The sequence below is a fragment of the Thalassolituus sp. UBA6592 genome (assembly GCF_002433655.1).
In the GTDB taxonomy this organism is placed as follows: domain Bacteria; phylum Pseudomonadota; class Gammaproteobacteria; order Pseudomonadales; family Oceanobacteraceae; genus Venatoribacter.
The window spans coordinates 1-23638 of sequence record NZ_DJIO01000047.1; the positions used below are offsets into that span (position 1 = coordinate 1).

The window sequence follows — 23638 nt, forward strand, 5'->3', positions numbered from 1 at the left end:
GTGAGAGTTCGAGTCTCTCCTTCGGCACCATCCTTTCAAATTTAAATCTTCTATTTAAACCCTCTTTTGTTTCTTTCTGCAGACTTATTCAGATCACTGTGCTTTGCAACAGTGTCCTTCTGCATGCCGCAGAAAAGTCCCCATCCCGCATCTGCTGTCGTGCGATAACGTGCGATCGGATAAATAGTCACGATATTCACTTTAATAACTGCTACTTTCTCATGATGCGTCATGTACACAGCCGCAGTAGCGAAAAGTTACGCATTACCTCCCCTCCGCAGCGATAATTTTCATTCGTCCCCGGCCTTCTTTGTCTACTCTGTTTATATTCGCGTGAGTGGAGATAACAATGAATAAATACCTGGCGAGAACATTCATGGCGACGGCGGTCAGCACAGTGCTGAGCCTGATCGTAGCCAGTGTGCTCTATATGCCCCACATAATGTCTGCCACCGTCGCGGCAGCCGTCATCTGTACCAATCTCATCTGCATGACTCTCATCTATCAGCTGCTGGTACGGCCAATGGCACGCATGCAAACAGAAATTGCCAGCCAGCTGACAGCCCGTTCTGCAGAAAGCGTCCCCACTCAACAAGCCCTGCCCGCTTTCCTGCGTGAAGAAATGGATAAGTTAAGCAGCCAGCTGCGGATTTATGCAGAAATGCGCCATAAGTTGTCAGCTCATGGTGGCAAAATCGCGATTGCCGCCGCCGAGATGTCTTACGCCGCCGATCAGATGAAAGCCAAAATTCACGAAGAGGCGACAGACACCAATCAGATTGCCTCCTCCGCATCGCAGATTCATGACACCATAAATCAGATGGTCAGCCAGACCCGGGCCGTGGCAGACGCCACCACCGAAGCCAAACGCGTTAATCTGGTGGGCAAACAGGCGGTTGATGACATCATCCCGCAAATGGAGGGCACCCGTGAGGAGGTGAACACCAACGCCGGCCTCATCGCTCAGCTGGAAGCCAAATCTGAGCAGATTAAAACCGTAACCCGCGTTATCAGCGACATCGCAGAGCAGACCAACCTGCTGGCATTGAACGCCGCCATCGAAGCTGCCCGCGCCGGCGAGCAAGGCCGTGGTTTTGCCGTTGTCGCCGATGAAGTCCGCGCACTGGCCGCCAAAACCTCCGATGCTACCAAACAGATTGGTGATACCGTCACCGTCATCAATGAAGAAATCAAACACGCCGTGGCCAACAGCAGTTCTCTGACTGTTGCTATCGACCGCAATGTCGGTATGACCCAGTCGGTTTCCAACCATCTGAACGATATTTACAGCAGCTCGGAATACATTGAAAGCAACGTCAACGAGCTGGCCGAAAGCGTAAAAGAGAACAGCACCAGCATTGGCTATATTTCCTCCATTGTGCAGGAAACCAGCAAACGCCTGGAGCAGACCGAATCCGAAATTGCCTCAATTTCCGCCCAGTCGCTGGCACTGTCAGAAACCGCCGAAAAAATTTACGAAGCCTTTGGCAGCACCGAGCTGGGCAAACCGCACGATGAAGTCAAAGCCATGGCAGAAAAGTCGGCAGCCAGTATCGGCCGCATTTTTGAGCAGGCAATCCGCGACAGTAAGCTGACCGAACAGCAGATCTTTGATACCCATTACCGCGAAGTCGCCAATACCAATCCGAAAAAATACAACACGGCTTACGATGGCTTTACCGATCAGAAATTTCCGGATATTCAGGAGCCTATTCTGCAGCAGTTACAATACGTCGCCTATGCCGGCGCTGTGGACGTAAACGGCTACTTCCCGACCCACAACAACAAGTTCGCCAAAGCGCCGACCGGAGATTTTGCAACGGATCTGGTGCACAGTCGCAGCAAGCGCATCTTTAACGACCGCACCGGCTCACGCTGCGGATCGAATACCCGCCCATTCCTGCTGCAGACCTACAAACGCGATACCGGCGAAGTTATGCACGATCTGTCTGTCCCTATTTATGTGAACGGCAGACACTGGGGTGGTTTCCGCATTGGCTACCGCAGCGCCTGAGTGATGCACCGGGCGTCAGTTTTCCCGAGACAAAAAGCACGGAAGGCATGACGCTCCCTGACGAAATGCGCCACCACTGAACTGTTCAGCACCCTCTATTTAGGTCAATATAACGGTTGATACAGAACAGAGGACATCATGGTGAAAACTCTCCTGTCCGCCGCCCGGCGGCATAGCTTCCTGCTGATCAGCGCTCTGATAGTGAACGCCGCAGCATCCGCTGACAGCGCAACAGACAAAGCACCTGTTTTCACCCTGCCCGTGCTGGATGGCAGCAAAAATGTCAGCCTCGCCGACTATCAAGGTCAGGTGGTCTATGTTGATTTCTGGGCTTCCTGGTGTGGACCCTGCCGCAAATCCCTGCCCTTTATTGAGGGCGTGCGTGCCGATCTGAAAGATCAGGGGTTTGAAGTGCTGGCGGTAAACCTCGACGAAGAAACTGCCCCGGCCTACGACTTCCTGCAACAGCACCCACTGTCGTTTCCCATTCTGCACGACCCGTCGGGCGATACCCCGGACAGCTTTGGGCTGCGTGGTATGCCAACTTCTTATTTGATCGACCGTGATGGCAACATCCACTCAGTGCATGAAGGTTTCCGCACTGCAGATGCCGAAAAAATCCGGGCAGAAATCACCGCATTAGTCAGCAAAAAATAGCGCAGCAACAGATTCTGCGCCGCTGCCGGCAGAAGAAAAAAGAAAAAACAATAAGCACAAGAAACAGCATAGATCTGCACAAGGGGAGATGCGGAACCATGACAGCCGAAAAAAACGACCAACAGACTGCCGCCGGAGACGGTATCGAATACCAGCATTACGACGCACTGGGACTGGCGCAGCTGGTTAACGATGGAGATGCTTCACCCGAGCAGCTGCTGAATGCCGCAATTAAACGCGCTGAAGAGGTTAACCCGGCCATCAATGCCATTATTACCCCACTGTATGATCACGCCCGCCAGCAGATTAAAGACGGTTTACCCGATGGCCCATTCAAAGGTGTGCCTTTTCTGCTGAAAGATCTGCTCGCTGCCTTGCAGGGCACGCCGCTGAGCAGTGGTAGCAATGCCATGAAAGGCGTCATCTCCCCGACCGACAGCGAGTTGGTTAAGCGCTTTAAACAGGCCGGTCTGGTGATCTTTGGTAAAACCAACACACCGGAACTGGGCCTGATGGGTGTAACGGAACCCAAAGCCTTTGGCCCTGCACGCAATCCGTGGAATACAGACCACACACCCGGCGGTTCAAGTGGTGGTTCAGCAGCGGCTGTGGCGGCTGGTATCCTGCCCATGGCGTCTGCCGGAGATGGCGGCGGCTCGATACGTATTCCTGCAGCCTGCTGCGGTCTGTTTGGTCTGAAACCCAGTCGGGGCCTGGTACCGACCGGTCCTTACGCCAGTGATTATTGGGAAGGAGCAGCCACGGAGCATGTCATCAGCCGCAGCGTACGCGACAGTGCCGCCATGCTGGATGCCATTGCCGGCGCCGACGGCTCAACGCCCTACCCGGTCCATATTGCCGGACACTATCTCGACAGCTTGCAGCAACCTCTGCGCAAGCTGCGCATCGGCTACACCTGCCGTTCTTTTATTGGTCGCGAGGTATCCCCGGAGGCCGAACAGGCGGTCAGCCACAGTGTCGATGTTCTCACTGCGCTGGGCCATGAATGTGAACCTGTGACTCTGGCACTGGACGGTGAAGCCCTGGCCGACAGCTATCTGACCCTGTATTTTGGCCAGGTCGCCGCCGATATTGACTTTATGGCAGCTCAGCTCAACAGCCGGGCATCCAATCTGGATATCGAAGACACCACCAAATTGCTGGGATTCCTTGGTAAAACCATCAGTGCCGGAGATTACGTCAACGCCAAACGCCGCTGGAATCAGCTGGCGCAAAGCATGCACATGTTCCACCAGAAATACGATTTGCTGCTGACGCCGGTTCTTGCTTCCGAGCCAGTGCCAGTCGGTTTCTTTGATCCCAAGCCCGCTGAAGCTGTGGCCATGAAGGTGATCAATGGGCTGGGTCTGCACAAACTGCTGCTGAAAAGCGGTCAGGTGAAGAAAATGGCACTGGATAATCTGGAAAAGCTGCCCTTTACTCAACTCGCCAACATGACCGGCCAACCGGCGATGTCTGTGCCGCTTTACTGGTCCGGAAATGGTCTGCCTCTGGGCAGCCAGTTTATTGCTCCGATGGGCGACGACAGCACCCTGTTACAGTTGGCAGCACAGCTTGAAGAAAGCAGCCCATGGTTTCACCGGCGGCCTGCCCTGTAACACGATAAGCAGTAACCGATAACCGATAAGAACGCAGTTCAGCACGGCTTCCATCAGCCACTCAGATCTGCCAAAAACCACGCCCTGCGCGCCGGACAAAAAGGATCTCAGAGAAGAAATGAACAGGAAAAACGTACTGATCACCGGCTGCTCATCGGGCATTGGCCAGGCGCTGGCTGAGGAATATCTGCGTCAGGGCTACCGTGTTTACGCAACCGCCCGCAATATCGCCAATCTGGCTCACCTGACAGATGAGCAGCTTTTTCCGCTGGCTATGGACGTCAACGACAGCGACGACATTGCTGCTGCGATTAAGATAATCACTGAAGAAGACGGTCATCTGAATTGCCTGATCAACAACGCCGGCTACGCGGCTATGGGGCCAATGGCCGAACTCAGTCATGATCTGCTGCAACAACAGTTTGCCACCAATGTTTTCGCACCACTGGCGTTAACTCAGGCAACGGTTCCCCTGTTACGCGCCGCGGCGACAGAAGAGAGACCGGCGCAGGTCGTCAATATCGGCTCGGTATCCGGCATACTGACCACACCTTTTTCCGGTGCTTACTGCGCAACCAAAGCCGCTCTGCACTCCATAAGCGACGCATTGCGCATGGAACTGGCACCCTTTGGTATTCACGTGGTCACGGTCCAGCCGGGAGCGATCCAATCAAAATTCGGCGATAACTCGCTGGCTAATCTGATTAAAGGCCTGAAAAAGGATTCTCTCTATTTACCCCTGAAAAATCAGATGGAAGCCAGAGCAACAGCCTCACAGGACAACCCCACCCCAGCAGAAGAATTTGCCCGGGAACTCATCGCGCAATTACTGAGCAAGCCGGATGACGTTATCCGTATTGGTCACGGCAGCCGGATTCTGCCGCTGATTGCACGCTGGCTGCCAACATCGCTGAGCGATCGCATTCTGAGTAAAAAATTCGGTCTCAACCGACTTTGATCGTGCGCAGTCCACGATAAAGCAGCAAACATAAAAAAACGCAGCCAATTGGCTGCGTTTTTTCGCTAACTAACCTGGTTCTGATTTAACAATCAGAAGTAATAATCAACAGTCAGGTACAGGTAGTCGTCTTCTTTGTTGAAGACCATACCGTTGCTGTCGATACCACCATCGTTAGACACGTATTCCAGGTAGAACCAACCTGGGCCGTAGTCATAGCTGAAACCTGGTGCCCAGCTGTCTGCAGAACCAACGGTATCTTTGTAGTCGTCAGTTTTGGATTCAGCATTGGTGTAATCTACGTAGAACAGGAAATCGTTCAGAGCGTAGGTTACGGTTACAGCGCGACGGTCGTTTTTGATCTTGGTGTCATCCAGAGCGGTGCCAGCAAACGCTGCCAGGCCACTCAGATCACGTTCAGTAATAACGTACTGAGCTTTCAGACCAACTGCACCGAAACTACCTTCATAGTAGGCAACGGCTGCACTGTGATCGCCTTCCATCGGACGGTCAGCATTGCCTGCCAGATCACGCAGCTTACCAACCTGGTAAGATGCACCCACTTTGTGGCCATCTGCAACTTCGTAAGAACCGTTCAGAACAAATGTCTGACCTTTCTGATACTCAGCTGTAGTACCCCAGTGACCGCCGTCATCCATGGTTTCGGTGCTGTTACCGAAATCATCAACGTGATAGTAAGCAACGTCATAGTGGAATTTGCTCACATCAGAGCTCCACTTAACACCTACGTCCATCTGATCTGCGTAACCGCCGAGCAGCTCATCACCAGGCCAGAAGTTGGTGGTTTTCCAACCAAATGGTACCTGAGATTTACCGATCTTAACGGAACCTGCTTCAAAGTCTTTGCCGATCCAGGCTTTGTGGAAGCCATAGTGACCGCCAGTGTTGTTGTTTGCAGGATCAGTGAAAGCCCCTTTACCTAAACGGAACTCAGAAGAAAACTTCCAGCCAGATGCTTCATCGGCATGATCAATGTACAGAATCAGAGCTTCGTAGTTAGTATCACCATAGGTGACCTCTTCAGAGTCTGTATTGTACAGAGCATGGTTTACCCAGAAACCACCGCTGATTGCATCAGAAGCCATCGCAGGTACGGCAGAAGCCGCCAGAGCGATCGCCAGAGGCAGTCGAAGTTTTTTCATAGAATCTCTCCTCATTTATTTAAATAACAGATCCATTAATTCAGTCATCTTCCGATAACATCTTCCCTAACAAGGTGTGGTAGAGCTCTTTGTCCCTTACCACACCTGTTATCCCTTCACCTGAGTGTACGAACACAGCGTGTCCCGTCTGATGGCGCAGTTCCATCGCATCCCTCATCGGGAAGTCTTCTGGGACACTCACAGGGTGTTTGCCAAATTCCTGTATTGTATTGCCGGCTTCCCAGGAAACAATTTCCTGCCGACTGCCGTTTGCGATGACTGATTTTTTATCTTCTGAGAGCCAGTAATCATCGCGTCGATTGAGGCAATAGCCATCATTTTCTGCGCTGAAATTATTGAGCGGACACATAATGGATGCCGCACGCAAAACATTCAGCGGATTCGTATGCGCAACAAAATCACGCACATAATCATTTTCCGGATTCAGAACAATATCTTCCGGTTTACCGTGCTGAACAATTTCTCCGTCCTTCATGATCGCAATATGATTGCCTAATTTCAAAGCCTCATCGAGATCATGACTGACGAACAGAATCGTTTTTTTCAATTTCTTTTGCAACATCAGCAACTCATCCTGCAACTGCGTGCGGATCAAAGGATCAAGTGCTGAAAATGGTTCATCCATCAACAGGATATCAGTTTCAATTGCTAATGCACGGGCCAATCCGACACGTTGCTGCATACCGCCGGACAATTTACCCGGCTTCAGATGTCGCCATTCGGTTAAACCAACCAGATCCAGCTGTTCGCGAACTCGTCGTTCTATTTCTGGTTTTTCCATGCCCTGAACTTCCAGCGGCATAGCGACGTTTTCTTCTACCGTAAGCCATGGCATTAATGCAAATTTCTGAAATACCATGGACACCAGACGCTGACGGATACCACGCTGCGTTTCCGCGTCTGCAGTAACGAAATCCACCATATCACCGTCGCATTCAATTCGAATTGCACCACGAGCGACAGGATTCAGGCCATTAATACAGCGCAGCAGGCTGGATTTACCAGAACCTGACAGGCCCATCAATACGCATATTTCGCCACGTCCGACGTTAAGTGACGCATTTTTTACACCAACAACCTGGCCGGTTTTTTCACGGATATTTTCGCGGTCTTCACCAGCATCCAGCAGCGGCAGAGCAGCATGTGGATTTCCGCCAAATACAACATCGAGATTTTCAATCTGAATCATTTTATTTCACTGCCTCCGGTTGTTTAAACAGGCGATCCAACAGGATGGCCAGTAATACAATTGCCAGACCAGCTTCAAAGCCTGACGCAATATCAACCGTATTCAATGCGCGTACAACCGGCTTACCCAGACCGTCTGCACCCACCAGGGCAGCAATAACAACCATCGACAGTGACAGCATGATGCACTGTGTAACACCCGCGGCAATGCTCGATGCAGCCGCTGGTAATTCAATGCGCCATAGTAATTGTTTTTGTGTCATGCCAAACGATTGCCCCGCTTCTACCAATTCTTTTGGTACTTCCGAAATCCCCAGATACGTTAACCGCACCGGAGCAGCAATTGCGAATATAATAGTGGAAATCAGACCCGGAACGACACCCAGGCCAAACAGAGTCAATGTCGGAATCAGATAAACAAATGGGGGCACTGTTTGCATAAGATCGAGCACCGGACGGATAAATTTAAACATCTTGGGATGGTGCGCAGCGTATATACCGACTGGCAAACCCACGAGAATACAGAGCAGAGTGGCATAGATAACCAGCGACAGCGTCTGCATGGTTTCTTCCCAATATCCGAGGTTCCAGATCAAAATCAGCGAAAATAGCACAAAAACGACAAGCGACCAGGAACGGTGCAGCCAATATGCCATTCCAGTCAATATGGCAATAAATGCCACCGGATGCAGCCATAATAGTACATCAGTCGAAGACACAACGAGCCATTCGAGTGAAACGGAAATGGCATCAAAAAAGCCAGAGGCTGAGAAAACCAGCCAATCAAAGAATATTTCGATATAGTCGCCTAACGGCAATTTATACTGATCCATAGACATAAGTACCCGTACGGTTGACCCGCAGAAACCGGTTATTAATTAAAATTAAATAAATTTAAGAGCGTACAGACATCCGTATTTCGCGGATATCTGCACTGTCTTAGCTTTATCAGAGACTTGCTTTTACAGCAGAGAGACCAGGCTTACCGTCTTTCGTAGTAACACCTTCGAGCCATGCATCCAGCACCTGCGGATTCGCTTTCAGCCAGTTTTTAGCCGCTACAGCCGGCTTCTTGCCGTCATCCAGAATGGCTTTCATCACTTCATTTTCCAGCGTCAGGCTGAATTCAAGGTTGGTCAGCAGCTTACCGACGTTCGGACATTCAGCGGTGTAACCCTTACGTACGTTGGTCATTACATTGGCACCACCGAGATCCGGGCCAAAATAATCGTCGCCACCCGCCAGGTATGTAATGTCAAAGTTGCTGTTCATCGGGTGCGGCTCCCAGCCAAGGAAGACAATCCACTGATCACGCTTGGTTTTACGTTTTACCTGCGACAGCATGCCTGCTTCACTGGATTCGACGACGCTGAAGTCCTTCAGACCAAAGGCGTCTTTATCAATCATGTCCTGAATCAGGCGGTTACCGTCGTTACCGGGTTCGATACCGTAAATTTTACCGTCAAATTTATCAGCGTATTTAGCGATATCAGCAAAGCTCTTTACGCCAGCATCGTAAACATACTGAGGTACTGCCAGTGTGTATTTTGCGCCGGTAAGGTTTGTTTTAATGGTTTCAACCGTCCCCTTATCCAGATACGGGCGGATATCGCCTTCCATGGTTGGCATCCAGTTACCAAGAAAAACATCGATATCGCCATTTTCCAGCGATTTATAGGTCACAGGAACGGACAGCATCTGGGTGGTGGTTTTATATCCCAGACCTTGCAACACAACGGAAGTCAGTGCTGTCGTCGAAGTAATATCGGTCCAGCCAACGTCAGAAAAACGTACAGTGTCGCACTCAGCGGCAAAACTGGTGGACGCAGTCACAGTCAGTGCTGCGGTCGTTAATGCGGTAGCAATCAATTTTCTTGCTGTCTTCATGTGTTACTCCTGCTGTCTAAGTTAGTCATTTGTTATTACATGAATGTCACGCCCGAAATCAGCTGATTTCAGGGCTGCGTGGACGCTGATATTCTTTCCAGCCCGGATCAAGGCCCACTTCCGCAGAGGATGGTGAGAGCATGCCTTTACCACGGATAATGTCTGCAGCCCGTTCCGCCACCATGATGGTTGGCGCATTCAGGTTGCCATTCGGGATGGTAGGAAAAATGGAAGAATCGACCACGCGTAATCCCTGGATACCACGTACCTGAGTATCGCTGTTGACCACTGCCATATCGTCTTCGCCCATTTTGCATGAGCATGACGGGTGATAGGCGCTTTCAACATTTGCACGGATAAAGGTGTCGATTTCAGCGTCGCTCTGCACGGCTTCGCCCGGCTGAATTTCGCCGTCGCGGTACGCATCAAATGCTGGCTGATTAATAATTTCCCGGGTCAGGCGAACACAATCACGGAAACCTTCGCGATCTTCTTCCGCCTGCAGGTAATTAAATAAAATTGATGGATGATCGGTCGCATTGGCACTGCGCACATGCACACGGCCGCGACTGCGTGGTTTATTGTGGCCAATATGCACCTGGAACCCATGACCATCAAACGCGCTGCGGCCATCGTAGCGCATCGCGGCCGGTAAAAAGTGGTACTGCAGATCCGGCCACTCTACCCCGGCCTTTGAACGGATAAAGCCACAGGATTCAAAATGATTGGTTGCACCAAGTCCACTGCGGGTTAATAACCAGCGGGCGCCAATTAAGCCTTTATGGAACCAGTCCAGCTGTCCATTCAGAGTGATGGGCTGTTTACAGCGGAACTGAAAATAAAATTCCAGATGGTCCTGCAGGTTTTCACCAACCCCCGGTAATTCGTGTTTTACGTCAATACCGGCCTTCATCAAAACATCGGCGTTGCCAATGCCTGATAATTGCAGAATATGCGGCGATCCTACCGGGCCCGCGGATAAAATTACCTCTCCACGACATTTTATGTCGTTTTTAATGCCGCCCTTAATAATGCGGACACCGACGGCCTTTTTATCTTCCAGCAACACCTTCTCAACCTGTACGCCTGTCATCACCGTCAGGTTCGGACGTTTCATCGCCGGGCGCAGATAAGCGTTAGCAGTCGACCAGCGCACACCGTTTTTAACCGTCATATGCATTGGCCCGAAGCCTTCCTGCTGCATACCGTTATAATCAGCGGTAAAGTCGTACCCCGCCTGCTGACCTGCTTCAATAAAGGTCTTGTACAGCGGGTTTTGCATGTTATTACCGTTATTCGTACCTAACGGACCGCTGTCGCCACGATATTCGTCGCCACCAAAAGCCCAGGTTTCCGCTTTTTTGAAATACGGCAGGCAGTGCGCATAATCCCAGTCCTGAGCACCATGTTCTGCCCACTCATCAAAATCTTTGGCGTGGCCACGTACATACACCATGCCATTGATGGAAGATGAGCCACCCAGTACCTTACCGCGTGGGCAATGCATTTCGCGGTTGTCAAGATACGGTTCCGGGTCGGTTTCAAACTGCCAGGCGTATTTCTCGGTATTCATCGGAATCGACAGTGCGGTCGGCATCTGAATAAAAATGCTGCGATCGCTGCCACCGGTTTCCAGCAGGAGAACCTGTTTATCGGCATCTTCACTCAGGCGCGCCGCCAGCACACAACCGGCTGAACCCGCCCCCACAATAATGTAATCGTACGTTGCCATAACTACCTCAGAACGGACTTTCCAGTGGATTCATACCGACATATACGGCTTTTAGCTGGGTGTAATGACGCAGGGTCTCGATACCATTTTCACGCCCCAGGCCAGAGAGTTTGTAACCACCGACAGGCATTTCTGCCGGCGAATTACCGTAAGCGTTCAGCCAGCAGATACCGGCCTTAATCTGATGGATCACCCGGTGGGCACGACGGATATCTTTGGTAAATACGCCAGCAGCAAGACCCAGGCGTGTGGCGTTTGCCCGGTCAATAACTTCATCTTCTGAGGCGAAACTCAGCACCGACATGACCGGGCCAAAAATTTCTTCACGTACGATGGTCATATCGTCGCTGCAATCTGTAAAAATGGTTGGCTCTACAAAGAATCCCTGTTCGGCTCCGGCTGGTTGCATGGCGCGACCGCCGCAGGCCAGCGTCGCGCCTTCCTGCTTACCTTTTTCGATATAGCTCATCACCAGCTGATGGTGTTTTGCAGAAATCAAAGCACCGAAATTAACATCCGGATCTAACGGATCACCGGCGACAATATTATTTTGGGTACGCTCCAGCAGACGCTGCATGAACGCGTCTTTAATGCCTTCCTGTACAAATACCCGGGTACCGTTGGTGCAGATTTCACCCTGGGTGTAAAAATTACCCAGCATGGCGGCCGACACAGCGTCTTCCAGATCGGCATCATCAAAAATGATTAATGGTGATTTACCACCCAGCTCCATGGTCACTTCTTTCAGAGTGGTGGCCGCTGCCGCCATCACTTTTTTGCCAGTACCCACTTCACCGGTAAAAGAAACTTTGGCGATGTCATCATGGTGTGTCAGCCAGGAACCCACCGCTCCATCACCATGAATCACGTTAAACACACCGGCAGGCACACCGGCTTCAATAAAAATCTCTGCCAGCTTTACAGCACCGTGTGGTGTTTCTTCCGACGGTTTAAAAATCATCGCATTGCCACAGGCCAGGGCCGGTGCAGATTTCCAGCAGGCAATCTGCAGTGGGTAATTCCATGCACCAATACCGGCACAAACGCCCAGCGGTTCGCGACGGGTGTAGTAGAAATCACCGCCAAGATCCTGCTGATTGCCTTCAATGGCCGGTGCCAGACCAGCAAAAAACTCAATCGAATCAGCTCCGGTTACAACATCCACCACCGACGCTTCCTGCCACGGCTTACCGGTATCCAGCACTTCGATTTTCGCCAGCTCATCATTGCGCTCACGCAGCAGTGCCACGGCCTTCAGCAAAATGCGGCTGCGCTCCATGCCGGTCATGGCAGACCATTCAGCGAAACCTTTCTGGGCACTGGTCATAGCCGCTTCGCGCACACTGTCATCAGCGATTTCTGTCTTGTAAATCACCTCACCGGTCGCCGGGTTGACCACATCAAATGTGTCGCCGGAACTGTTGGCCATTAATTTGCCATCGACAAAGTTTCTCAGCACATTCACGCTTGCTTACTCCCTTCCCATTCCATACCGGCACGTTCGGCCTGCAGATAAATAAATTCTTTACACAAGCGCTCCGCTTCGCGGAAATCCCGTTCATCCGGTGCACTTAAAATGCTGCGCAACCACATGCCATCGATCATTGCCGCGGTCATGTTCGTTGCTTCTCTTGCCTTTACCGGGTCAGCGATCAGCTGGCGGTAGGAATACATCAGGTTGCTCTCCAGACGGCGCTGGTTCACCCGCTGCAGGCGTGCCAGATCCTGGTCATGGATCGCCTGCCCCCAGAACGACAGCCAGGTACTGGATGCCGGCGAGGACTGGTGAAAACCCGAGAAGTTGGTTTCCACCACCATCATCAGTCGCTCCATCGGCGTGATATCCGGTTTTGACTGCAGGCGGGTCAGTAAGCCCTGTTGCAGCTGTTCCAGCAGATGGCGTACTGCCGCCTGAATCACACCCTGTTTGCCGCCAAAGTAGTGGCTGATAATCCCGGAAGACATACCCGCCAGACGACTTATGGTTACGATCGTCGTCCCCTGAAAACCATTGACCTCAATGGATTTAAGGGTGGCTTCGATCAGCTGTTGTTTACGTACTGGTTCTATCCCGACTTTAGGCATATTTTTTTTGATTGATCGTTCAATTAAATTCAACCCTATCCTTTAGACCCCTAAATATCAAGACTGTAATTTTCATTAAACCGTCATATTACCCGCCATACCCATTCGCTGAACGTAGCGTCAAAAATCGCTAAAATAGCGCTAAAACCCAGTATTTACGCGGACTGCAGCGACACTTAACCTGGCCAGGAAAAAGCTTACAGGCCTATACAAATGGAAAGATTGTCAATGTCATCAATAATGGATTTTCCGGACAATTCATCAGCCAAAAAAGTAATTTCAGCCCCTTCGACAGCTCTTAGGAGCCCCAACAGACACGCCCTGACTGTATAAAAAGCAATCAAAAAACGTCCCATGCACAGCAGAAACGCATCTGTTTTTGTATCGGGTTTCGAAATAAATCAGCGACAGAAAAGAACCACTGCGGGTTTTGTGAAGGGTGTTTGTGAGGAGGTTTTGTAAGGGGTTGGCGAAGAGTTTTGAGAGGGATTTCGCGGAGGATTGATAGCCGGTTTCAGTTGAGCCTGATGCCGAGTTTTACGAAAGCGTCAGTCAGCTATGCCGGTTACAGCAAGAGGTGCTGTGAGAAGTGCCGACAGAAGACGGCTTTAAGCCAGAAAAAGAGACAGAAGCACCGCCCAGGGGCCGCAGGCCTGGCAGACGGGCTTCAGACAGACATCAGCCGTGGCCGACGGAGGAAAACAGATTGATCACCAGGACACCGGCAACAATCAACGCCATACCTAAAATAGCAGGCCAGTCCAGCGCCTGATCATAGAAAAACCAGCCGATCAGGGTCACACACACAATGCCCAGCCCCGCCCAGATGGCATAGGAAATACCGACCGGAATGGTTTTAAGCACAATGGATAACAGGTAAAGCGACGCGCAATAAAAAACAATCACGATCACACTCGGCCACAGCCGGGTGAAACCTTCTGATAATTTCAGTGCACTGGTTGCTGTAACCTCAGCCGCGATTGCGACCAACAGCAACAGGTAAGTCTGCATACAAAAGTCTCCGCATATTCGCAGCCGGGTTAAAGTACACCCGGAATTCAGATGTTTCGGCTGCGGCGCGACAGTCTGCCTGCAATCTTATTTTTGGTCGAGTACCAGTGGGTTTTCGGCCGCTTTGGCGCATTGGAAAGCAGCGTTTCAAAAGCAACATCATTACTGCTGCGCGGGGCCAGATGGGCAAAATAAATGCGCTCTGCGTTCAGCTCCGCCACTTTCTGTAACGAGCGCCGATACTGATTTGGGTGACACAATGGGTACGGAGGTACTATTTTTTGCTTTACCATTACCAGCAGATCGGCGACGTAAATCTCACCACCCGGCACATGCAATAAAGACACATCATGATCGGTATGCCCCGGGGTAAACAATGCCTGCCATTCAGAAAAACCCGGCAATGTCTGACCGTCCTGTAATTCATAATCCGGCTGCAGTACCGCGTTATACCAGATATGTTTTTTACCCCGCCCCATGCGTCCGGCCACCCACAGAGTCAAAGCCACATCAATGGCATGGGCAACCCGCCCTACCGGCCCGGCATACCATTTACGGGTACCGGGATGAGCGGCAATTTCAGCTCCGGTCAGACGCCGTAATCTGTGTGCACCACCCGCGTGATCCGGGTGCATGTGGGTTACCACGATCAGTTTAAGATCGGTCAGAGGGCGTTGCAGTGTGGTCTGAATAAAGTCGCACACCATCCCCGTATCGGCGCGGCTGCAGCCGTCCAGTAACAGGAGTTTATCGGGATACTCAACCAGATAAATATTCTGGATATAGCCTTTAAGCGTGTGAATCTGCATAAGCTGGCGTCTTTTTATACTTGTTATATTTATTAATTAGCAGCCAGATCAGAGTATCAGGCACGCAATAAAAAAGCAGCCATTATGGCTGCTTTTTTATTAACTGTGCGTAACTCAGGCCCTGAGTAACAGATCGGAATCAGTCACTGCGCGGTTCGCGCTCCAGGTATTCCTGCGACTGCATTTCCAGCATCCGCGATGTCGTACGCTGAAATTCAAACTCCAGCTTGCCCTGGCCATAAATCGCCGCAATGGCGGCATCGGCAGACATAATGACCTTCACACCACGATCGTAAAATTCATCGATCAGGTTGATAAAACGACGCGCCAGATCGTCATTTTTCGCACCCATCACCGGCACATTGGAAATCAGCACCGCGTGGAACTGTCTGCCCAGTTCAATATAGTCATTCTGCGAACGCGGGCCATCACACAGGGCTTCAAACTCAAACCAGGCCACATCATCACAGGTGGCTTTGGCGCGGATCGCACGACCCAGCACTTCCACGTCCACATCATGCTCAACCTGACGCTTGTCCGGCACGATGCGATGAAAACTTTCCTGCAGGCTTTTTTCTGCTTCTTCGCTGAGCGGGTAATGATACAGACGCGCCTGCTCCAGTGAACGCAGACGATAATCCACGCCGGAGTCGACGTTGACCACTTCGGTATATTTGTTCAGCAGCTTGATAGCCGGAATAAAGCGGTCACGCTGCAGACCGTCTTTATACAGACCGTCCGGCACAATATTCGACGTAGCAACCAGCGAAACACCACGCTCAAACAGCTCCTGCATCAGACCGCCGAGGATCATGGCATCACCGATATCGGATACAAAGAACTCATCGAAACAGATGATCTGTGCTTCCTGAGCGATATTATCAGCGATCATTTTCAGCGGGTTTTTCTCGCCGGAAAACTGAGTCAGATCGTGATGCACACGCTGCATAAAACGGTGAAAGTGGGTACGCATTTTACGTTTGAACGGTAGCGCTTCATAAAAGGTATCCACCAGATAGGTTTTACCGCGGCCAACACCACCCCAGAAGTACAGTCCTTTTACCGGCTCAGGCTTTTTCTTGCTCAGTTTACCGGCCAGTTTGCCGAATACGCCCTGCTCGCTGCGCTGTTTTTCCTGCGCTACCAGATCATCATACAAACGCTGCAGATGCTTAACTGCCATTTCCTGTGCAGCGTCGTAAGAAAAGTCATCACGTTTCAGGTCTTCCTGATACAGTTCCCAGGGTGTACTCACGGATTGTCTCCTGCGGAGAAGAACCCGCCCGACAGTGCCCGTTATGGCCCGTCACAGCGGATTTTTCAGTCTTAGATTTTTATCGGCGCGAAATATATGGGACATGGCCCGAAAGTGCAAATAACACACAGTTCATCAGGCGGGCCGCAGCTATTTCGCTACCTCTGCTGCCAGTGGGCCCAGATCATCGATCAGGCTGGCTTTAAGATCGGTCAGACGACCGTGAAAGAAGTGGCTGCCGTCGGAAAACACCTCGAAATGCGGTGTCGGGATCACCAGCGACGCCCAGTTCTCAACCTCATCAAATGGCACCACCTCATCACCATCCCCCATATAGACATAGGTCTCAAAGTTATGGGGCAGCGTATTCGGTGCATCAAAATGATGAACTGCCGGTGCCAGCAATACCAGAGCCGCCAGCTGATCCGGCGCACGACAGGCTGCCAGACATGCCATACCGGCACCGAATGAAAAGCCCGCCAGAATTACCTTCTTCCAGCCCAGTGTATTCAGCACATAATCCAGCGCCGCCAGCACATCGTCCTGCTCGCCTTTGCCGTGATCGTGCACACCTTCACTCTCGCCAACACCGCGGAAGTTAAAGCGCAGCGACGGCAAACCCAGCCCGGCAGCGGTGCGTGTAACCGTGGTCACCACCTTATTATTCATGGTGCCCTGATGCAGCGGATGCGGGTGACACATCAGCACCCCCAGCTCAGTTTGCTCTGCTTCCGCCCAGCGGCCTTCAATGTGACCAGCAGGCCCCTGAATTGTGATCACTTTTTCCTGCGCCATAGCGCTGCATTCTCCTGATAATTATTGGGGAAAGCTCAGCAGGGAGCGGCGCTCCCGGCCAGATATTTACCCATATTCATATAGCTAAATGTTATTAATTACGCCTTCTTATATACCGGCCAACTTGGTATATTTCCCGCCATTAAAACTGCCCGACATACACTTTACGGGAACGACCAAACGCTATGACTGATTACAACCACACACACCTGAAACAGCTGGAAGCGGAGAGTATCCACATCATCCGCGAAGTAGCAGCCGAGTTCGACAACCCGGTGATGCTCTACTCCATCGGTAAAGATTCCGCGGTGATGCTGCACCTGGCGCGCAAAGCCTTCTATCCAGGCAAGCCGCCATTCCCACTGCTGCACGTCGATACCACGTGGAAATTCAAAGAGATGATCGAATTCCGCGATAAGATGGCTGAAGAAATCGGCATGGACCTTATTGTCCACATCAACGAGGAAGGTGTGAAGCAGGGAGTTGGTCCTTTTACTCACGGTTCGTCCAAACACACCGACATCATGAAGACCCAGGCGCTGAAACAGGCACTGGACAAATACGGTTTTGACGCCGCGTTTGGTGGTGCCCGTCGTGACGAAGAAAAGTCCCGCGCCAAAGAGCGTGTGTACTCTTTCCGTGACAGCAAACACCGCTGGGACCCGAAAAACCAGCGTCCTGAGCTGTGGAACATCTACAACGGTAAAGTGAACAAAGGCGAAAGCATCCGTGTATTCCCGCTGTCCAACTGGACCGAACTGGATATCTGGCAGTACATCTATCTGGAACAGATCAAGATCGTACCTCTGTACTTCTCCGACAAGCGTCCTGTCGTAGAGCGCGACGGCATGCTGATCATGGTCGACGACGACCGTATGCCACTGGCCGAAGGCGAAGTGCCGGAAATGAAATCCGTCCGCTTCCGTACCCTGGGCTGCTACCCGCTCACCGGTGCCGTGGAATCCGAAGCGGCGACACTGCCGGAAATCATTCAGGAAATGCTGCTGACCACTACATCTGAGCGTCAGGGCCGTGCCATCGACCACGATTCATCCGGTTCGATGGAGAAGAAAAAGCAAGAGGGGTACTTCTGATGAGCCATCAATCCGATCTGATTGCTTCCGATATTCTTGAGTATCTGAAACAACACGAAAACAAAGAACTGCTGCGCTTCCTGACCTGCGGTAACGTTGATGATGGTAAATCCACCCTCATCGGCCGACTGCTGTACGATTCCAAAATGATCTATGAAGATCAGCTAGCATCCGTCACCAAAGACAGCGCCAAAGTCGGCACCACCGGCGACCGTCCTGACCTGGCTCTGCTGGTTGATGGTCTGCAGGCCGAACGTGAGCAAGGCATCACCATTGACGTAGCCTACCGCTACTTCTCTACCGCCAAGCGCAAGTTCATCATTGCTGACACCCCAGGGCACGAACAGTACACCCGTAACATGGCCACCGGTGCGTCTACCTGTGAGCTGGCGATCATCCTGATCGACGCCCGTTACGGCGTACAGACCCAGACCAAACGTCACAGCTTTATCGCCTCTCTGCTGGGCATCAAGCACGTTGTGGTTGCCGTGAACAAAATGGACCTGCTCGATTTTGATGAAAACACCTTCAACAAAATCAAAGAAGACTACCTGGAGTTCTCGAAAAAACTGCAGCTGGAAAACATCTACTTCGTGCCTATGTCTGCCCTCGACGGCGACAACGTAGTAGAAAAATCCGCGCGCGCGCCATGGTATGACGGCCAGACCCTGATGGAGATTCTGGAAACGGTTGAAGTCCACAAAGACAAAAACCTGACCAATTTCCGTTTACCGGTCCAGTACGTTAACCGCCCTAACCTCGACTTCCGTGGTTTCTGCGGCACCATCGCCGCCGGCACCATTAAGCCGGGCGAAACCATCATGGCGCTGCCATCGCAGAAAACCAGCAAGGTAGAAAACATCGTTACCTTTGATGGCAACCTGGATGAAGCCTTTGTTGGTCAGGCAATTACCCTGACTCTGGAAGACGAAATCGACATCAGCCGCGGCGACGTTATCGTTAAAGTGGATGACCTGCCGGTTGTTTCCAACAAGCTGAACGCCAACATCGTGTGGATGACTGAACAGCCGCTGATTCCTGGCAAGCCTTACAGCCTGAAGTTCGCTTCCGGTGAAAGCGCAGGTACCGTAAGCCGTATTCACCACCTGATCGACGTGAATACCCTGGAAAAAAGCGAAGCCGATGAAGTTAAACTCAACGAAATCGCGCTGACCGAAGTATCACTGGATAAAGCCATCCCGTTCGATGCTTACGGCAAAATTCCAGGCACCGGTGCGTTTATCATCATCGACCGCATGACCAACGTCACCATTGGTGCTGGCATGATCGTCGGTGCGGCCACCGACTCTGACGACAACCGCGTTATCAGCGCTGAAGAAAAAGCACGCCGCTTTAACCAGAAACCAGCCATCGTTGCCATCAACGCCGTTGATCCGCAGGCGATTGCTGAAGCTCTGGACCGTCGCCTGTTCAGCATGGGCCGCGTTGCCGCGGTTGCCAGCAACGAAAGCGCTCCGTACCTGAAAGCCGCTGGCCTGGTGGCTCTGGTAGCCGGTGGTGCCGACCACGCTGACCTGAGCCTGGCTGCTGACAACGAAAGCCTCGACAGCCTGATCGCCGACCTGCAGGAAGCCGGTATCATCTGATACTGAATATCTGACTGCTGACGGCCAAAAGCCCTGCCACTGAGCATACGTTCAGTCGCAGGGCTTTTTTGTGTCTGCTGGCGTCTGCCTGCCCTTGCGCTGCTCTGCTATCTCCATGACACAGCTATCTCCATGACACAGCTATCTTCATGGCTCAGCAGCTATCTATATGGCGCAGCTATTTATGGGGCACAGCAAGGCACAGCCTCTGAACAGGTGACGCGACTGCACATCGGCACAGCGGAAAAGCCGCCAAACCGCCAGATCAGTGGCCACAGCGTGTACAAAATGAGCAGAGAATCAGTGGCTCAGAATAAATTTAGTAACTCTTTGAAAATTCTCAGAAAAAAGTGTTTGACAGGCCGTAAAATCTTGGCATAATACGCGCCACTTGAGAGGCACAGCCCTCAGGTGATTGAAGTGGCTATGTAGCTCAGCTGGTTAGAGCACAGCATTCATAATGCTGGGGTCACTGGTTCAAGTCCAGTCATAGCCACCACGAATCTAGAAGCCTCGCAGGTTAGTAATAGCTAACTTGCGGGGCTTTTTTATGGATATCCAAAATTACCGGGCTGCCTACTAACGGTCGCGTGAAAGTGCGAGATACAGGCTTTCACCATTCGGAGTGAGCTTGTACCCTCCGTTGAATTTTTCAGCAATACCATGATCCTCAAAATAATCCATTCTGTACAAGCACTCTGCATCCGATAGAGCATAACCATAACTATTAACAAGAGTGCGCAAAGCATCAATATCTAAAGAAGAAGCCGATTGATACAAAAGACTTAAAATCCTCCAAAAAACATCACCGGAATCTCGGGATTCAGATATTTCAGTAACAACATCCTCACCAATACCAGTTTTATCCGCTATTATTTCTATAGGCAATATATTAGAAATTAAACTAGAAGAACCATGCACAATTTTATTGTTCAAAACATCTATACGTTCCTCTAAGACTTTAACCAAGGCTTCATTTTCCCGAGCTTTCTCTTCAGCTTTTTTATACTCATCTATCTTTTCATTTAGCTCTAATATTATCCTCTCCTGCTCTCGAACCCGACTAACATCTTTTATCTGTTCACTAACTGTCTTATTTAAGTCAGCGATCAAAACGTCCTGATCCCTGATCGTCTTGGCGTGATCATTAGCCTCTTCCTCCTTTTTCCGACGCAAGTTAGAATTCTCAAGAACCAAAGCGTCTTTTTCTTCAACAGTAATCATCCTTTCCTTTAAAGCTTTACTTCTTGCCTCAGCAGTACGCCGTTTATGATCCAATACCTTGAGTTCAACCCAGCGAGCAGGAATTGGGTATATCAAAGTAAAAAACATAGCTATACATAACGGGATTAAAAATCCATTAATAAAAAGGGTAATAGCATCAGGATATAAATACTCATGAATCAAACGAACCTTCTTCTGAGCGCTGTAGTCGGAAAAGAAATACAGAATAACCTCATGATTATAGAGCAACCAGGCAAGCGTAAAGCCACCACTAAGCGGACTAACGAACCTCTCTGTCAAAGTAAATCTAAATGAATCCAAGAAATCCCTAACCATCAATCAAACCTCATAAAATATTTATACACATCAAAATCATCAAAACTTAACTTTCATTGACTCATGATTATCCTCAACCGAATCACCGAGCAGATACATAAAGCTAAATCTCTTAGATGCTTCTAAACCATCGTTAGAACGCCAGGAATTCTCCGAGAAAACCTCCTGTGGCGTTACCAACAATTGTCCGTAACAGCCCATCCCATACCCTATGAGTCATATACAATCAGAAGTTACACTAAACCGAAACCAAAATCATGACCACAGGCCAACATAGCAATATAAAGACCAACAACATTCGTTCGGAAGTTGATAATACGATCCTTGTAAAGGTTGAATTTCAACACTTCATTCAGGACCTCCTGAAGAGTGAAGCCAGCTATTCTCTTTAGTATCAGGCCGCCATTCATCATGAAGCGTGATGCAAAGGTGTGCCGGAGAATGCAGGTCATCTGCCCTTCCGGGAAAAGAAACGTTCAACTATCCCACTACTCCCCAACTGATTACAAAATCTAACACGGCCCCCACCCGCTTTACATATCCGCTGAGCACTGCAGGTGATAACTTGCTAAACTATCACCCTCTGTATCACTATATGCAGACACATATACAGACCAATGCGCAGACACATATACAGAACCGCTGGCGCAGCAAGACGACCGCAGTAAAACAGCCAAGGCTGTTTCCCAGTATGTTAAGGAAGACACGATGATCGAGCATTTTATTGTAAACGGACAACAGGTACGGGCAGAGGATCTGCCGGAAGATGCGCGCCGCGCCCTTGAGCAGCTGAGAAATGGCGCTGACGACGTCGATTTTGAAGCCCTCAGCAGCATCACGGAAGCCGCTGGCACACGCATCGTCAAAACCAATAGCAATACCAAAGTGATTCTCAACGGCGGCCCGCTGGACAATATCAAAGATCTGCCGGATGACGTGCGCAAAGCCATGCTGGATTCAGGGATGTTTACCGACCACGATGGCAACGGTATTCCGGATATTCTGGAAAACGGTCAGGCCAACCCCTTCCACGAGTCCTTCACACCAGGAATTCTCTCCGCCAGAGCCAGTACCTATTCTTCGGAAAACAAACCCATCAGCGCCCGCAAAGGCTCAACCGCACAGTTACGCCAGCAAGCTGGCCAGACAGGTCAGCCGCTGAGTATCAAAGCGAAAGATGATGCGTTGAAACGCCGTCAGAACATCACCAATGCTCTGGTCGTTGCCGCTCTGGTAGCTGCCGGTCTGTATGTGTTTTTGTCCGGGCCGGTCTGAGCCCGGGATTCAGCCGCTGACGCTTTTATCCCTGCGCATCCTTCCCCTTTTCATCCATCCTTCTTTCAACCCTCTTTGCCTAACAGGGATTTCAGCCACTGCTTGGGGGTAGTGCCAAGGCGCTTTTTAAACGCCCGGTTCAGAGAAGAACTGTCATCGTAGCCCACTTCATTGGCCACCAGAGCAACCGGACGGTTATTGCGCAGCAGCGTCTGGGCTTTGCCAATGCGGATATCCGTGAGGTAATCCATCGGTGCTTTGCCGACGATGTCTTTAAACAGCGCCGCGAATTTGGAACGTGACATGGCAGCTTTTTCCGCCATCTGCTCCACCGTCCAGTTATCCGCCGGGCGTGCTTTCAGTTCGGCCATCAACGGCCCCAGAACATTGTGAGAAGACGCCGCCAGGTCGGTGGCACTGATAATCCCCTGATCCAGCACATAGCGCATCAGCTGTACCATAAAGATGTCAGTCAGGCGGTTGATGATCAGCCCACGGCCTTCGCCTTTACCGAAGGCTTCCACAAACAAATGATGAATGGTGCCTGCCAGACTGGCCTCCTGCGACGCATCCACCGTTACGTAGCGCGGCAGAATCTCCACCAGCCGGGCTTTCTGCCAGGCGTTGAAGGTAATGGTGGCACACACCAGCTCCGCATCGTCCGGGCCATCAATGCGCAATCTGTGCTCGCCACCGTCGGGAATAAAGATCACACAGGGCGCCGTCAGCGACAGCTCATCCGTGGGAGACAGCACCGTCATGGCGCCACTTTTAAGGAAGTGCAGATGCGAAGCCATCTCCAGCCGTTCTGCGCCCTGCAGGCCACATAATCCACCGGTAAAAAACACATCCGCGCTGAGATCAATATCTTTCAGTAATTCGCTTAAGGAATCCGTCATATCCGTGTT

General features: G+C 51.0%; 21 protein-coding genes and 1 tRNA gene. 8 read left to right on the plus strand and 14 right to left on the minus strand.

Annotated features, from left to right (window positions below; all coding sequences use genetic code 11):
* Positions 1 to 349: 349 nt before the first annotated feature.
* From B2Z72_RS04225 to B2Z72_RS04240, 4 genes are all read left to right on the plus strand, one after another.
* Positions 350 to 2014 (plus strand): methyl-accepting chemotaxis protein, encoded by a 1665-nt coding sequence (locus B2Z72_RS04225; RefSeq protein ID WP_296984695.1) that lies wholly within the window; start codon positions 350 to 352, stop codon positions 2012 to 2014.
* A 138-nt stretch (positions 2015 to 2152) separates the two neighbouring features.
* Entirely contained in the window at positions 2153 to 2671 is a 519-nt protein-coding gene (locus B2Z72_RS04230; RefSeq protein WP_297004233.1) for a TlpA family protein disulfide reductase, read from the plus strand.
* A gap of 98 nt (positions 2672 to 2769) precedes the next feature.
* Entirely contained in the window at positions 2770 to 4290 is a 1521-nt protein-coding gene (locus B2Z72_RS04235; protein WP_296984699.1) for an amidase, read from the plus strand.
* A gap of 118 nt (positions 4291 to 4408) precedes the next feature.
* Positions 4409 to 5248: an SDR family oxidoreductase gene (locus B2Z72_RS04240; RefSeq protein WP_296984700.1), complete on the plus strand. Its 840-nt coding sequence runs from the start codon at positions 4409 to 4411 to the stop codon at positions 5246 to 5248.
* Between the two features lie 92 nt (positions 5249 to 5340).
* Here B2Z72_RS04240 and B2Z72_RS04245 read toward each other — a convergent pair whose 3' ends face one another.
* From B2Z72_RS04245 to B2Z72_RS04295, 11 genes are all read right to left on the minus strand, one after another.
* Complete coding sequence (locus tag B2Z72_RS04245) at positions 5341 to 6411, minus strand: hypothetical protein (RefSeq protein WP_296984701.1); 1071 nt, start codon at positions 6409 to 6411, stop codon at positions 5341 to 5343.
* A 40-nt stretch (positions 6412 to 6451) separates the two neighbouring features.
* Positions 6452 to 7621 carry a choline ABC transporter ATP-binding protein gene (gene choV / locus B2Z72_RS04250; protein ID WP_297004235.1) on the minus strand — a complete coding sequence of 390 codons (1170 nt, stop codon included), beginning with the start codon at positions 7619 to 7621 and terminating at the stop codon, positions 6452 to 6454.
* Between the two features lies 1 nt (position 7622).
* The gene (choW, locus tag B2Z72_RS04255) at positions 7623 to 8459 is read right to left on the minus strand and encodes a choline ABC transporter permease subunit (protein ID WP_349676709.1); all 837 of its coding nucleotides are present in this window, start codon (positions 8457 to 8459) and stop codon (positions 7623 to 7625) included.
* Between the two features lie 109 nt (positions 8460 to 8568).
* Positions 8569 to 9507, minus strand: a complete 939-nt coding sequence (locus B2Z72_RS04260) for a choline ABC transporter substrate-binding protein (RefSeq protein ID WP_296982828.1) — start codon at positions 9505 to 9507, stop codon at positions 8569 to 8571.
* 58 nt (positions 9508 to 9565) lie between these two features.
* On the minus strand, positions 9566 to 11239 hold the full coding sequence (gene betA / locus B2Z72_RS04265) for a choline dehydrogenase (RefSeq protein ID WP_296982829.1): 1674 nt from the start codon (positions 11237 to 11239) through the stop codon (positions 9566 to 9568).
* 7 nt (positions 11240 to 11246) lie between these two features.
* Entirely contained in the window at positions 11247 to 12704 is a 1458-nt protein-coding gene (betB, locus tag B2Z72_RS04270; protein ID WP_296982830.1) for a betaine-aldehyde dehydrogenase, read from the minus strand.
* Entirely contained in the window at positions 12701 to 13324 is a 624-nt protein-coding gene (gene betI, locus B2Z72_RS04275; RefSeq protein ID WP_296982831.1) for a transcriptional regulator BetI, read from the minus strand. Before betI ends, betB begins: the two co-directional genes overlap by 4 nt.
* Before the next feature lie 678 nt (positions 13325 to 14002).
* On the minus strand, positions 14003 to 14335 hold the full coding sequence (locus B2Z72_RS04280; protein ID WP_296982832.1) for a DMT family transporter: 333 nt from the start codon (positions 14333 to 14335) through the stop codon (positions 14003 to 14005).
* Between the two features lie 47 nt (positions 14336 to 14382).
* Complete coding sequence (locus B2Z72_RS04285) at positions 14383 to 15144, minus strand: MBL fold metallo-hydrolase (RefSeq protein ID WP_296982833.1); 762 nt, start codon at positions 15142 to 15144, stop codon at positions 14383 to 14385.
* Positions 15145 to 15283: 139 nt separating this feature from the next.
* Entirely contained in the window at positions 15284 to 16399 is a 1116-nt protein-coding gene (zapE, locus tag B2Z72_RS04290; RefSeq protein ID WP_296982834.1) for a cell division protein ZapE, read from the minus strand.
* A 150-nt stretch (positions 16400 to 16549) separates the two neighbouring features.
* Positions 16550 to 17194 (minus strand): alpha/beta hydrolase, encoded by a 645-nt coding sequence (locus B2Z72_RS04295; RefSeq protein ID WP_296982835.1) that lies wholly within the window; start codon positions 17192 to 17194, stop codon positions 16550 to 16552.
* Positions 17195 to 17379: 185 nt separating this feature from the next.
* On the opposite strand from B2Z72_RS04295, the gene cysD reads away from it, so the two are divergent.
* The 3 genes from cysD (at position 17380) to B2Z72_RS04310 (ending at position 20394) form a co-directional block, all read left to right on the plus strand.
* The gene (gene cysD / locus B2Z72_RS04300) at positions 17380 to 18288 is read left to right on the plus strand and encodes a sulfate adenylyltransferase subunit CysD (protein WP_296982836.1); all 909 of its coding nucleotides are present in this window, start codon (positions 17380 to 17382) and stop codon (positions 18286 to 18288) included.
* Positions 18288 to 19895 (plus strand): sulfate adenylyltransferase subunit CysN, encoded by a 1608-nt coding sequence (gene cysN, locus B2Z72_RS04305; protein WP_296982837.1) that lies wholly within the window; start codon positions 18288 to 18290, stop codon positions 19893 to 19895. The genes cysD and cysN overlap by 1 nt, the downstream gene beginning before the upstream one ends.
* A 422-nt stretch (positions 19896 to 20317) precedes the next feature.
* Positions 20318 to 20394, plus strand: a tRNA-Met gene (locus B2Z72_RS04310).
* 80 nt (positions 20395 to 20474) lie between these two features.
* Here the strand turns inward: B2Z72_RS04310 and B2Z72_RS04315 are convergent.
* Both B2Z72_RS04315 and B2Z72_RS04320 read right to left on the minus strand, forming a co-directional pair.
* Positions 20475 to 21455, minus strand: coding sequence for a coiled-coil domain-containing protein (locus B2Z72_RS04315; RefSeq protein ID WP_296982838.1), 981 nt, complete (start codon positions 21453 to 21455; stop codon positions 20475 to 20477).
* Positions 21456 to 21688: 233 nt separating this feature from the next.
* Positions 21689 to 21907, minus strand: coding sequence for a hypothetical protein (locus B2Z72_RS04320; RefSeq protein WP_296982839.1), 219 nt, complete (start codon positions 21905 to 21907; stop codon positions 21689 to 21691).
* 256 nt (positions 21908 to 22163) lie between these two features.
* On the opposite strand from B2Z72_RS04320, the gene B2Z72_RS04325 reads away from it, so the two are divergent.
* The gene (locus tag B2Z72_RS04325) at positions 22164 to 22730 is read left to right on the plus strand and encodes a hypothetical protein (protein WP_296982840.1); all 567 of its coding nucleotides are present in this window, start codon (positions 22164 to 22166) and stop codon (positions 22728 to 22730) included.
* A gap of 65 nt (positions 22731 to 22795) precedes the next feature.
* On the opposite strand, the gene B2Z72_RS04330 is transcribed toward B2Z72_RS04325, so the two are convergent.
* Positions 22796 to 23629 carry an AraC family transcriptional regulator gene (locus B2Z72_RS04330; protein WP_296984166.1) on the minus strand — a complete coding sequence of 278 codons (834 nt, stop codon included), beginning with the start codon at positions 23627 to 23629 and terminating at the stop codon, positions 22796 to 22798.
* Positions 23630 to 23638 lie beyond the last annotated feature (9 nt).